The following is a 12,136-nucleotide window of genomic DNA, read 5'->3' as shown; positions in this document are numbered from 1 at the left end:
AATAGTAAAAACTAATTATTAAATAATATGAATAACCATAAATTTTCTAAAATTGAGCAAGTTAAGGATTTTGTAAAAATAGCCGAACTATTAAGCAGCTTAGATCAAGATAGTTTAGTACTATTTGATGTGGATGAAGTGCTAATTATGGATGAAGTAGAGTACCGATTAACTCATCCTTATAGAGTAGAATGGCGCCTAGAAAGTAAAAAACGTCTTACTCGCAGTCAAAGAAATTTGTTATTTAGTATTATTATACAAAAACGTGCAGTGCGCTTAGTAGACCCTTATGTAGCTGATATACTAAATTCTTTAGGAAAAATGCAAATTCCGACTATGGGGTTAACTAAATTATATACCGGTAATTTTGGTGTTATTGAAGATTTGACTGAGTGGCGTTTAAATGAATTAAAAGCTATCAATATAAATTTTATGAGTTCTTCGCCTCTAAAAGATGAAATGTTAATTGAAGGGATGGGAACTGACGATGGGATTCCTACTATGAAAGGAGGGGTAATTCTGACGGCGAATGTTGATAAGGGTAAAGTGTTGGATAATATTTTACATGCAAAAAATTATTATCCCAAAAAAATAATTTTTGTTGACGATATCTTAGAGAATCTTGAAGCTGTAGGTAAAATATGCGCAGATTTGCAAATTAGTTTTCATGGTTTTGAGTATCAAGGCGCCTCTTTAATTCCTGAGGTAGAACTGGATAGACAAAGTGAAAAAATTCGTTTTGAAGTTTTGGAATCAGAGCATCGATGGTTAACAGATTTGAAGTTATAATAGAGTGCTTGAATAATTCGTATCGAGCCGGTAATTTGTATAAGGGCCTTGGATCCTTAAGTGGGAGAACTCCTTCAAGTGCCCTGCTTAATGTGAGTTATAGGCCAAAAGTTTAATATTAATATTGTCATTATGCGCACTAAGATAATTATTTTTATTTCTATAGGGCTCATTTGGTTTAAGGCTATAGCTGAGCCTGGAGTTATTAGCGTACGAGGTGCTAAGGTAGAGCTAGTCGAACTATATGAAGTGTTTAGCACAGTAGGGCAATGTAAAATTGATGAGGCGAGGGATTATTATGCTAAAGTTCCTGGTAATTTGGAAGTAATTACCCTAAAGCAAGGCAATAAAGTTAGGAAAGGGGAAGTATTATTAGTTATTGATAAAGCTATCGCTAGGTCGATCAAGATGCAGGCACAGGCAATGTTAAAATCGGCAGAAGCTTCTTATAAGCGTAATAAATTATTATATAGTAAAAAATATATCAGTAATAGCGCTTTTGAGAAAGCACAATTAGAATTTGCAGATACCACCCTGAATTTTAATAAAACAATGGATACTTATAATGCGATGGTGATTATTGCACCTTTTGATGGCGAAATTGGGGTAATAAAGCCCAAGGTTGGGGATAAAATACAAGTAGGGGATTACCTTTTTAGTATTGTAGGCCAAGATGTTAGAGCTAAAAGTATCTTGGTAGAATTACCAGTTGTACTTTATCAGAAGGTCGATAACCATAGTGAGGTGATAGTAACTAATAATCAAGGTGATTTTATATATAAAATTAATAATAATATCGCGGAAAAACTTTATGTTAAACTTGGGGTTAGTTTAAATAACCTTACAGAAATTATCTCTAATGAAATAACAGAAGGGGATTTAATAGTGATAGAAGGCCTGACTAAAATTAGTGATGGAAGTTATGTTAACTTATTGCCAGAGAAAGAAGAAACAAATTAGTGTCAATTCTGGTATACTCGGTCAACTCTTCAGTTAAGAGCAGTATATTATATACTGCTCTGTGAATAGAACTTAAATATATAAGTAAGAGGATAAAATGGAATATATATTATTAGCTTTTGGCTGCATTGCAATACTTATTATTGTTCAGATGATTAAGATTGTGCCGCAGCAACAAGCATGGATAATAGAAAAGTTGGGTAAATTTGATAAAGTTTTACAACCTGGATTAAATCTTTTAATTCCACTCATTCAAAAGGTGGCTTATAAGCATACTTTAAAAGAAGAAGCGATTAATGTTACCGCGCAAACCGCTATTTCTAATGACAATGTGACTCTATCAATAGATGGGGTTTTGTATGTTAAGATTATTGATCCAGTAGCTGCTTCTTATGGGGTAAGTAGTCCATATTATGCTATTACTCAGCTAGCCCAAACTACTATGCGTTCAGAAATAGGGAAGCTGCCATTAGATAGAACTTTTGAAGAGCGGGAAACTTTAAATGTTGCTATAGTCTCAGCTATTAATCAAGCCTCGGTAAATTGGGGTATCCAATGTATGCGCTATGAAATTAAAGATATCCAACCCCCTCAAACAATCCTTAAAGCTATGGAATTACAAGTGGCGGCAGATAGGCAGAAGCGAGCCCAAATCTTAGAGTCAGAAGGTTATAGGCAAGCAAAAATCAATAATGCAGAAGGGGTAAAAACTGAAATAGTGCTGAACTCTGAAGCGGCATATATTGATCAAGTAAATAGAGCTAAAGGTGAAGCGGAAGCAATAGGATTAGTGGCTACTGCTACTGCTAACAGCATAGAAATTATTGCTAATTCTATTCAAACAGTAGGGGGACAAGATGCGGTAGCTTTAAAAATTGCTGAACAATATATGAGCGCCTTTGGACAAATCGCTAAAGAGAGTAATACGGTAATTTTGCCTGCTAATCTTTCCGACCCGGGCAGCTTTGTAACCTCAGCTTTAACTATTTTTAATCAACTAAAAACTGTAAACGAGAAAAAATTAATAAACTCTACTCTTGCTAGTGACAAAGTTAAAAGTTAGTTTCAATAGGCTTTCTATATAAAGGTAAATGGATAAATCATGAATAACAACATATTTAAAGGGCTGATTACAGCCTTGATTACACCTTTTAAGAATAATAAAGTAGATTTTGCCTCCTGGGAGAAGATAATTAATTATCAAGTTGATAATGAAGTGGATGGTATCGTAGTGGGAGGTACCACTGGGGAAGGAACTAGCCTAACATTAGAGGAGTATAAAACCTTGTTACAGCTCACTACTGAGCTTGTAAAAGGGCGCGTAACAGTAATAGCTGGTTGTTCAGCTATGAATACTCAATCGGCTTTAGAGATATTAAAAATATGCACAACAGTTTCAGTGGATGGCTTTATGTGTAGTATTCCGTCTTATATCAAACCATCTCAACAGGGAATTTATTTACATTTTACAGCATTACATGACGCAACTCATCTGCCTTTAATGTTATATGCAGTACCAACTAGAACAATAGTGGATTTTTCAGATGAGACTATAGTGAGATTAGCAGAGTTACCTCGGATTATAGCTCTTAAAGATGCGGGGAATGATTTAGAACGGCCTTTACGGCTAACAGCACTAATTAATAAAGAATTTAATTTGTTATGTGGTAATGATGCATTAGCTCTATCTTATAATGCGCAAGGAGGGGCAGGGTGTGTTTCTGTGGTGTCTAATATAGCACCAGCTTTATGTAAAAAGTTACAAGTTAATTGGTTTAATAATAATCATCAAGCGGCTAAAGAAAACAACCAACAATTATTACCGTTATATAAAGCATTGTTTGCAGAGACTAACCCTATCCCAGTAAAATATGCTGCTCATAATTTAGGATTATGTTTAGAAGAGCTTCGTCTTCCTTTGACCAGTGCGACTCCAGAGACCCAAGAAAAAATAAAAAAAGCTATGCAGTTGTCAACACAAGCTAGGTAAAGAGTTCTATATAATTATGCACGAGTATAAAAAAATAATAGCTCAAAATAAAAAAGCTTATTTTAACTATTTTATCGAAGAAAAAATTGAAGCGGGTATAATATTAACAGGCAGTGAGGTCAAATCTCTTCGGCAAGGAAAAGCTAGTATAGAAGACAGCCATGCCGAGAACTCTGGCAATGAGGTATTTTTATATAACTGTCATATAGCAGAATATGATAAAGCAGGTAGATTTAATCACTCTACTCGTAGAACTCGCAAATTGCTTTTAAAGGTAGGCGAGATAAGGAAAATAATTGGTAAAATCCGCTTAAAAGGCTATACTCTTGTTGCGCTTGCTATATATTTTAATAAAAAAAATATAGCAAAAGTTGAGCTTGGTATTGCCAAGGGCAAAAAATTATATGATAAAAGAGAAGCTATAAAAGCAAAAGATTGGAAAAGAGATCAAGCTAGATTAATGAGATTGAAATAAAGAGCACAGAAGCACTATGGTAATACCTCCTGATTATTTAATCGAAAGAAAATACAACAAACGTAAGTTAGCACTCTGGAAATTAGTAGCTATTTTCTTATTTGTAGCATTAATTATTACCATTATAGTTAAACGACAAGAAAATAGTAAAAGTAGTCAGTATATTGGTAGTGGTAAATATATCACTTCAGTTTTAATAGACGAGATAATTTTTGAGGATGCAAAACGTGACAAGAAACTGGAAAAAATAATTGACGATGAGCACATTAGTGCTCTAATAGTTAATGTTAACTCACCTGGCGGGACAGTTGTAGGGTCAGAAAAAATTTATAATATCCTGCGGAAAATATCAGCAAAAAAACCAGTCGCAATAGTAATGGGAACGCTAGCAGCAAGTGGCGGCTATTTGATATCTTTAGGCGGAGATTATATCGTAAGTCATAATGGGACAATCACTGGCTCAATCGGGGTAATTTTTCAAACCTTTGAAGTGACAGATTTAGCAACAAAGCTTGGTATTACCTTTAATAATTTCAAATCCGGAGAATTAAAAGCGGCTCCGAACCCTACCGAAAAAGTGACCGAAGCTGTCCGGGAAGCTATAATGCTAAATATAGAAGATAATTATGAATATTTTGTAGAACTGGTTGCCGCAAGAAGAGGTTTACCGATTGATTACGTTAAGAAATTAGCGGATGGCCGTATATATTCCGGGCGTCAGGCTCTCAAGTTAAAACTTGTGGACGCAGTAGGGACGCAGGAAGATGCGATTAAGTGGCTACAAGAAACAAAAAAAATTGATAACAGCTTGAAAGTAAAAGAATTTAAAATCAAACCTCGAACAAAATTTTTAGAGATGCTATTAGATGATGTGGAGAGTATGCTACTAAATATTTTCAAAAATAAATTACAAGGAAGTAAGGCAGTTTTATAGTAGCCAAAAGGACGTTCTACGGTACTTTTAGCACGGCGACCTGATGAACAATTACTTAATATTTAGGCATTGGCAAAACGTTTTAGATTTTTTGGTGCCCACCCCATAGTTAACATCATTTTTAGCCTAGTTGCTGTTTTTGTCTTTATTCTATAGTCAATTCAGGAGAATTTGGTGCTAGGAGTGATGGAACGACACTGATATATAATAGGCAAGTGACGAGTGACGATATCACCAACTTCTCATCACTTGACTATAAATGAAAAATATTCCCTTAAAGTATCGATATGAGCTTTGCCAAATTCTTCAATCTCTCCCCAAGTCTCTGCTCTTGCAGCAATCGCTATTATTCCTAAAAATAACAACTCTATTATTGGATAAGATATCTTACTTGCCTGTCGATGATCTTCTACATCGCAAAAATATTCCTCAAAACTCTTAATAAATTCTCTTTCTTTTAACATCAATTTCTCCAATAATTATCTTATCAGAGATTCTTATGCCATTCCTTCACTTTTTGCAAAAACTGTTACATCTCCCTTACTTTTTGTTGGTCAGACCACCGTGACGTTCTACGGTACTTTTAGTAGCAACATTAGTGTTATTAGAGAAATTATGTTAACTTTTTTATCACAGAATAGAGATAATAGTTGAATTACTAGCCTGAATTAGCGAGTATTTTGCAAAATAACTTGACTAATATATTAAGGCTATTTAATATGTCTTTAAAATTCATTGCCTCCGCAATAGCGAATTTGCCTTTAAACTATCAATTTAAGTTCATAAGCGCATCAAGAAGATTATTTTGAGCTGCATATGCTATAAGACAAAGTTTCCTTAGCATTCCCCAGTCAGCGATAAATATACTTCTATGATTTGGAGAGTTGGGAGACGAAGTTCAATTTCAAGGAAGAGCTAGAAGGGCCGCAGTAGAGGAGGGCAGCATACATGTTAAGTGGCTTCCTGCAGAACTTTAGACCCCAGCGTGCCAATTCTTAAAGTTTAGGAGTATAAAAGCAAGTTTATAGAGTACATAAAATATATTTAATTATTGAAGGATCCCCCATGAAACACAAAAATAAACTGTTTGCCAGCATTTTATTGGCTACCACTTGCTTAACCTCTAGCGTTGCTATTGCTGCCCACCCAAAAGAAAATTTTACAAATGTCTATAGTTTGGGGGATAGCTTCACTTACCTCCCTAATAGCTGGGCTGTTTTACTTACTCAGCGCTATGGCTTTAAGTTTGAGAATAATAAGAATAATTTTAGGGGTACAGGATTAGCGCCTGCTAATTATTATGCAAATTATAAAGCAAACGGTGGGAAAATTGATTCTAATGCGCTCTTCATGGTTTATATGGGACCAAGTGATATGCAGCCATTGGGAGCTTTGCTAATGCAAGATATAGTCAATCAGCACGCTTTAACTTTCGACCAAATGCTTGCTACAATACAAAATGGAAGGGCCGACGCTAATCAGTTTCCTCTTGCAGCTGCGGGGGCCAGTGATGTTAAACGCAATGTAGGGAATTTTATAAAGACTATTTCTATTGATGGAGCGAATTATATAGCTGTTCTAACTCATTTTAATGAATATTATAGACAACTAGCACTTCATCCGTATACAGATCTCCAAGTTAAAACTTTGGGCAAAGCACTCAGTAAAGTATTTAATAAAGCAGTGGCTGATGGGATAGCGCAACATGCTCCGGATGCTAATGTTATATATGTTGATTATGCTAGATTAGTTGAAGAAATTAGTAATAATCCTAAAGCCTATCTCTCGGATCAAGATATCGCAGGAACATATAGAGATTTTGGTGTATTTAGAGCTAATTACCCTACTGAAGCTGCACAAAAAATTACTGCCCAATATGTAGAGTCAGTTATTGAATCTCCAAGTAGGGTAGCATTCGTCAGAGAATTACCAATAGCAGTTGGTACTAACGCTTTGCAAACTATGCATGCTAGCGCTCATAATAATGTGCTGCACCCAGTGGAGCAGTTTTATACCGCTGATATAGGTGGTGATTATATTTATAATAGTACTAAAACAATCAGTAAGAAAGAATTAGGTATTAAAAAAGCTAATACTGGCAGTGCTTATGCTCAAATTAACTATAAAATGAATGAAAACTTCAATTTAGGTCTGCAACTTAATGGCGCTAAATCTAATATGGATTTCAAGCATGGGCATGGTAAAGCCGATATGAAAGAATATCTAGTCTCTATCAATGGTACCTACAAATTCGATAATCCGGTGTTTATATATGCAGCAGTAGGAGCGGGCCAGATCAAATATGATATTAAACGTAAGATTGCGCTTGGGCTAGCTACCAGAGAAGAGAGAGGCAAACCATCAGGGGTGCATTATCTTGGTACTGTAGGGGTAGGGTATAACTATATTGATGAAACTAAATTAGTGGTAACACCATTTTTCAATGTGAACTATCAAGAAGTATCGGTCAAATCTTATAAAGAGGTAGGCGATATTAGAAGTACTACTATGGAATTTAATATCCCAAATCGTAAATCTTTAATTACTGAAATAGGAGCCACTCTTGCCCAAGCTTATCAGGTACAAGATAATTTAACATTAATACCATCTCTTACTTTGTCGTATGGGTATGAATGTATTAATTCAATAAAGAAGCAAGCGAAAGGAAGGGTATCAGATATGCCACGTTTGTTTTCTGTGCCTACTTATAAAGTTGATGAATCAAACTTTACTTTAAGTGGAGAAGTGCGCGCTAAGAGCGATAGCTATATCAACTATGGTATAAGAGCGAGCATGCAGCTGACTAAACGTACTAAACAATATTCTGCTGGTTTATTCGCTGGAGTTACTTTCTAATATTATCTTTAACAATCAGATTTAGGATTGCACCAAAATCTGATTGTTGCCGCGTATACATTAATGGTCTAAGCTATTACTTATGTATAGCTTAGACCATTATAGTCACTTAGGTTAAACTAGACTACAGCTTAAGTCACTAAGCTGTAGACATTAGTACTCCATGTTCTACAGCGACAAAAAAATCTTTAAAGTCGCTAGGTTCTGTGGACAAAAATTTAACGTAACCAAATTAAAGCCCCAACAAAATTTAAGAAACCTAAAAAGACAGCTGGTGCTTTATCAAACCTAGCAAATATACGCCTAAAGTGTTTTATTTTACCAAAAAAATACTCAATTAAATGCCGTTCTTTATAAATATGGTTATCGTATTCACGTTGTACTTTACGGTTACATTTCGGCGGGATAACAACCTTACAACCCTTATTTTCTAAGCTTTCTACAAAGGCACTACTATCAGGTTCTGTCGCATTTATTGACTAATAGTTTAGCAGAAGGTATAAAGACATAAAAATACAGTCAAAATAATTAAGATGCCATTTCAAATTTCTGCTAAATTGTTAAAATATTTCAAAGGATATTGCTCATCAGCTGAAATCATCATGTTATTTGTCTACATGAAGTGTAGATTTTCTTTAAGCTATAGAGATTTAGAGGAGATGGCTGGAATTAGAGGAGCATCGATAGATCACGCCACTTTACAAAGATGGGTTATAAGGTTTGTAAAATTAATAGATATGCAAGTCAGGAAATACAAGAAGCCAGTTGGTAGAAACTGGAGAATGGATGAAACGTATATTAAAGTAAAGGGTAACTGGGTTTATCTGTATAGAGCAGTTGATACTATGGGTAACACCATAGATTTCTGCTTAAGGAAACATAGAGATACTGCAGCTGCTAAAGCATTCTTTCGGAAAGCTTTTAGACATAACGGTCATCCTATAAAAGTGAATATTGATAAAAGCGGTAGCAATACTGCTGCCCTTAACAGCATTAATAAGGATTTGCACGAGGAACAAAAAATTAAGGTTACTCAGGTTAAATACCTCAATAACATAATTGAGCAAGATCATCGCTTTATTAAGAAACGAACTAAGCCGATGCTTGGCTTCAAAAGTTTTGCTTCTGCTAAAATTACTATTGCTGGCTGCGAGAATATTAGGATGATTCAAAAAAAACAAATTACTAAGGCTAACTATAATTTTTCTACTTTTGAAAATTTTGTAACATTAATGGCTGCATAATATTTTAATCTTGAGATTTTTAAATCCAGATAAAACTACACTTGCAGATGCGACAAAACCCATATCAAACGGCGGACGCAAGGAGTAATCAAGCTTACAGCCATTTAGTTCTAGGTTCGCAAATACAAAATTTAGCAATTTACGTTTTTCGCTGGTAGTCGAACCTTTAAAGGGGTTTAGACTTCTAGAAGCCAGTCCTACTAGGTTCTGGGAAGGTTTCTATCTATAATGGTCGATTTCGTCTTTTGCTGAAGCTTTATAAGAAATCACCTCTGCTAGCAATTCAGGATTTAAATAAAGTGTTGCTAATACTTTCTCTCTTTTTTAGTATAGCTTATATCATTTGCAAGAAGAGCGAGGAGGGTCAAAGTCGAGCAGCGCAGCGTACTATACTGCTCGTACTTCTTCCTTGCTTGGTTCCCTCACCAGTTTATACTGATTTTCCTCAATACTCACGACCATTACTCTTAATAACAGCCGCTTGAGGTGGTTTGAAACCAGCTTCTAGTAGACGACTCCGGCAAGACTTACTGCCATCTCTTCTGCAGCTTTGCTACGGCACAAACGGCTCAAATTAAGTGACTTTAAAAATACAGCCTGGCTCGATTTAATTGACCATAAAAAATTCTTGGCTCACATTAATTGATTCTATATTTTCCTTCGGCTCACTTTATTTGACTCTATCCACCTCCACAATTTACTAAATAGACCTCTTGCATAACCTAATCTAATTGGTAATTTTGTCGTCGAAACTCCTCTCTGTTTCTCACGTACGTCTATGTACGCTGCGGTACTCGACTTCGTTTCTCCTAAAAATTCTTCAATTATCTTTAGGTTATGCAAGAGGTCTAATTTAGATTTTAAAAATAATTATCTTGTAATTATTCCATAATTTATTTAGATAGATAATTATATAAAAACGCTCGTTTCTTTGATAATATAAATTCAAATAAAATCATTGCTATTTCTATAAGAACTATTATAAAAATATGCTAATAATTAGGGTTTCTTCTAATTAAGATTTTTTAGGCAAAAAGAATAGCATATTTACGAATATCAACTATCGATCAAGATCTCGAAAAAAATAAAGCTGCTATTTTATATTTAGCAAATGAAAAGAATTTAGGTAAAGTTACTTTTGTTGAAGAAACTATCTCTGGTTAGATCAGTTGGCGTAAACGCAAGATTGCTATAATTTTGGATGAGATGCAGAAAGGGGATAAAATGATTGTCAGTGAATTATCGAGATTGGGGCGTAATATGCTTGAATGCATGGAAATGTTATCAATTGTTACTGAACAAGGTATTGCTATTTATGCTGTAAAAGGTAATTGGCATCTAGATAATACTATTCAAAGTAAAATTGTTGCTATGGGATTTTCTATGGCTTCAGAAATTGAGCGCGATCTGATTTCTAAACAGACTATTGAGGCTTTGCGTGTTCGTAAGGAATCGGTCAAACTAGTAGCAGTTTAAAATTGATGCAACAAGTGAAACTAGTAGATAATGTAGAAACATACCAACAATTTATACCATTTGCAGAACAAAATATAGAGATAGCCTATTTTAAAACTAAGATAGAAGCGAAACGAAGTGTTTAATGCAAAACCTAGTGAGGTAAAGGCTTATTTGCTTGACCAACTTAGTTCCAATAAATTGCTAGAATTTAATAAAGAAATTTATAAGCGGGGAGTAGTTTAGTGCATCTCTATCACATCAACCTGGCAATACGTGTATACTACTCGTCTTTCAAGAATTGGATTTTATTTTATCATGGACTCACGTACTGGCATGTACGCTGCGCGCGCTTGCCATTTAAAATAAAAAACAATTTTTGAAAGAGGAGTAGTATATCACTACATTGCTATAAAATTAGATAAAATAATTATAAGAAAATTTATGTTAACAATGTTCAATAAAAAGAGTCAAAATAATAAGAAGAGTGTAGTTTATACCACTACTCGTGAAGCCTTTATGCCAGTAAGGTTGTACTATAAAATTCATAATCAACATTTATTAATCAAGGCTTTAAGAAAGCTTAAGTGTTTAGCCTTTGGTGATGATAAAAGATTTATCCTGGCCTATTACAAAGAAGCCAAGAATTTGCCATTAGCAGTACATTATCAAGATGTACCTGAAGGACTGTATCCTATTACTTTAGCAGAAGGTTATATAAAACAAAATTCTATAATGCACCTAGATATACGCTCATTACGAAGAGCAGTATATATAATTGATTTTTTAGTAAAATATATTCCCCCTACTATTGCAGAAATAACCTATTTTGCTAATTTTAACAAACTAATTGTAGCTAATAATGATCAAGAGTTACAAGAGATAATGACTTTAGATTATGATCAATTTTTTACCGAAAGTAGGATAAAAGATATTGATAATAAGATAAAGATAGAAGAGATGAAGGATGTTGTGAGTCAAGATCAAAATGAGGCTCTTGATAATCCTCAAGAGAAATGGAATCTGTTCAAATCATATATTCAAGAACAAGAATTAGACAATTATCCTGAGGTCGAGAGAATAGCTGTAAATTATGATAGAAGAAGCCATGATGATTTAATGGAATGGCTAACTTTTAGAGCGTTCATGAAAGAAGTAATAGCCATAGAACGTCATAAAGGTAATATTAATTATACATCAATAGATGCTATAAAACACTTATTGACGCAGTCAGATATTAACCTGGAAGACGACTATGATGAAGAATAGCAAAGTAACTTATTATAGTACGCTGCGCTTCTCGACTTTGACACCCCTAGCTCTTCTTGAAGTTGATTCTATCGTATACCAACTCTTCAGGTACGAGCAGTATATAGCTTAAGTTACTAGGCTGTAGACATTAGTACTCAATATTGTACCGCAATAGTACAAAG

General features: G+C 34.5%; 12 protein-coding genes and 1 pseudogene. 11 read left to right on the top strand and 2 right to left on the bottom strand.

Going from position 1 to position 12,136, the window contains the following annotated elements:
- Nucleotides 1-27: 27 nt before the first annotated feature.
- The 6 genes from AAGD44_RS02140 to sppA all read left to right on the top strand — a co-directional run bounded on the left by AAGD44_RS02140 (nucleotide 28) and on the right by sppA (nucleotide 5,148).
- Nucleotides 28-789 (top strand): DUF2608 domain-containing protein, encoded by a 762-nt coding sequence (locus AAGD44_RS02140; protein ID WP_341764376.1) that lies wholly within the window; start codon nucleotides 28-30, stop codon nucleotides 787-789.
- A 132-nt stretch (nucleotides 790-921) separates the two neighbouring features.
- Nucleotides 922-1,749 carry a hypothetical protein gene (locus AAGD44_RS02135; RefSeq protein WP_341764375.1) on the top strand — a complete coding sequence of 276 codons (828 nt, stop codon included), beginning with the start codon at nucleotides 922-924 and terminating at the stop codon, nucleotides 1,747-1,749.
- A 97-nt stretch (nucleotides 1,750-1,846) separates the two neighbouring features.
- Nucleotides 1,847-2,812: a stomatin-like protein gene (locus AAGD44_RS02130; protein ID WP_341764374.1), complete on the top strand. Its 966-nt coding sequence runs from the start codon at nucleotides 1,847-1,849 to the stop codon at nucleotides 2,810-2,812.
- A gap of 39 nt (nucleotides 2,813-2,851) precedes the next feature.
- Entirely contained in the window at nucleotides 2,852-3,739 is an 888-nt protein-coding gene (gene dapA / locus AAGD44_RS02125) for a 4-hydroxy-tetrahydrodipicolinate synthase (RefSeq protein ID WP_341764373.1), read from the top strand.
- Between the two features lie 16 nt (nucleotides 3,740-3,755).
- Nucleotides 3,756-4,214 (top strand): SsrA-binding protein SmpB, encoded by a 459-nt coding sequence (smpB, locus tag AAGD44_RS02120; RefSeq protein WP_341764372.1) that lies wholly within the window; start codon nucleotides 3,756-3,758, stop codon nucleotides 4,212-4,214.
- A gap of 16 nt (nucleotides 4,215-4,230) precedes the next feature.
- A complete protein-coding gene (gene sppA / locus AAGD44_RS02115; RefSeq protein WP_341764371.1) occupies nucleotides 4,231-5,148 on the top strand; it encodes a signal peptide peptidase SppA in 918 nt (305 codons plus the stop codon).
- Between the two features lie 245 nt (nucleotides 5,149-5,393).
- On the opposite strand, the gene AAGD44_RS02110 is transcribed toward sppA, so the two are convergent.
- On the bottom strand, nucleotides 5,394-5,612 hold the full coding sequence (locus AAGD44_RS02110; RefSeq protein ID WP_341764370.1) for a transposase family protein: 219 nt from the start codon (nucleotides 5,610-5,612) through the stop codon (nucleotides 5,394-5,396).
- 601 nt (nucleotides 5,613-6,213) lie between these two features.
- Between AAGD44_RS02110 and AAGD44_RS02105 the strand changes: the two genes are divergently transcribed.
- Both AAGD44_RS02105 and AAGD44_RS02095 read left to right on the top strand, forming a co-directional pair.
- Complete coding sequence (locus tag AAGD44_RS02105; RefSeq protein ID WP_341764369.1) at nucleotides 6,214-8,004, top strand: autotransporter domain-containing protein; 1,791 nt, start codon at nucleotides 6,214-6,216, stop codon at nucleotides 8,002-8,004.
- Between the two features lie 533 nt (nucleotides 8,005-8,537).
- Entirely contained in the window at nucleotides 8,538-9,248 is a 711-nt protein-coding gene (locus tag AAGD44_RS02095; protein WP_341764349.1) for an IS6 family transposase, read from the top strand.
- A gap of 648 nt (nucleotides 9,249-9,896) precedes the next feature.
- Here the strand turns inward: AAGD44_RS02095 and AAGD44_RS02090 are convergent.
- Nucleotides 9,897-10,091 carry a palindromic element RPE1 domain-containing protein gene (locus AAGD44_RS02090; protein WP_341764368.1) on the bottom strand — a complete coding sequence of 65 codons (195 nt, stop codon included), beginning with the start codon at nucleotides 10,089-10,091 and terminating at the stop codon, nucleotides 9,897-9,899.
- A 195-nt stretch (nucleotides 10,092-10,286) separates the two neighbouring features.
- On the opposite strand from AAGD44_RS02090, the pseudogene AAGD44_RS02085 reads away from it, so the two are divergent.
- From AAGD44_RS02085 to AAGD44_RS02075, 3 genes and pseudogenes are all read left to right on the top strand, one after another.
- Nucleotides 10,287-10,724 (top strand): annotated as a pseudogene (locus AAGD44_RS02085) (recombinase family protein).
- 2 nt (nucleotides 10,725-10,726) lie between these two features.
- Complete coding sequence (locus AAGD44_RS02080) at nucleotides 10,727-10,849, top strand: hypothetical protein (RefSeq protein WP_341764367.1); 123 nt, start codon at nucleotides 10,727-10,729, stop codon at nucleotides 10,847-10,849.
- Between the two features lie 298 nt (nucleotides 10,850-11,147).
- Nucleotides 11,148-11,972: a hypothetical protein gene (locus tag AAGD44_RS02075; RefSeq protein WP_341764366.1), complete on the top strand. Its 825-nt coding sequence runs from the start codon at nucleotides 11,148-11,150 to the stop codon at nucleotides 11,970-11,972.
- Nucleotides 11,973-12,136 lie beyond the last annotated feature (164 nt).

The sequence above is a fragment of the Candidatus Tisiphia endosymbiont of Beris chalybata genome, from assembly GCF_964026555.1.
GTDB lineage: Bacteria > Pseudomonadota > Alphaproteobacteria > Rickettsiales > Rickettsiaceae > Tisiphia.
Note: the sequence above shows the minus strand (reverse complement) of the source record. Positions and strands in the feature narration are given on the sequence as shown.

Coding starts and splice junctions, on each gene's coding strand:
- AAGD44_RS02110 (WP_341764370.1), bottom strand. CDS start 5,612: ATGTTAAAAGAAAGAGAATTTATTAAGAGTTTTGAGGAATATTTTTGC.
- AAGD44_RS02135 (WP_341764375.1), top strand. CDS start 922: ATGCGCACTAAGATAATTATTTTTATTTCTATAGGGCTCATTTGGTTT.
- AAGD44_RS02140 (WP_341764376.1), top strand. CDS start 28: ATGAATAACCATAAATTTTCTAAAATTGAGCAAGTTAAGGATTTTGTA.
- sppA (WP_341764371.1), top strand. CDS start 4,231: ATGGTAATACCTCCTGATTATTTAATCGAAAGAAAATACAACAAACGT.
- AAGD44_RS02105 (WP_341764369.1), top strand. CDS start 6,214: ATGAAACACAAAAATAAACTGTTTGCCAGCATTTTATTGGCTACCACT.
- AAGD44_RS02130 (WP_341764374.1), top strand. CDS start 1,847: ATGGAATATATATTATTAGCTTTTGGCTGCATTGCAATACTTATTATT.
- smpB (WP_341764372.1), top strand. CDS start 3,756: ATGCACGAGTATAAAAAAATAATAGCTCAAAATAAAAAAGCTTATTTT.
- AAGD44_RS02075 (WP_341764366.1), top strand. CDS start 11,148: ATGTTAACAATGTTCAATAAAAAGAGTCAAAATAATAAGAAGAGTGTA.
- AAGD44_RS02095 (WP_341764349.1), top strand. CDS start 8,538: ATGCCATTTCAAATTTCTGCTAAATTGTTAAAATATTTCAAAGGATAT.
- dapA (WP_341764373.1), top strand. CDS start 2,852: ATGAATAACAACATATTTAAAGGGCTGATTACAGCCTTGATTACACCT.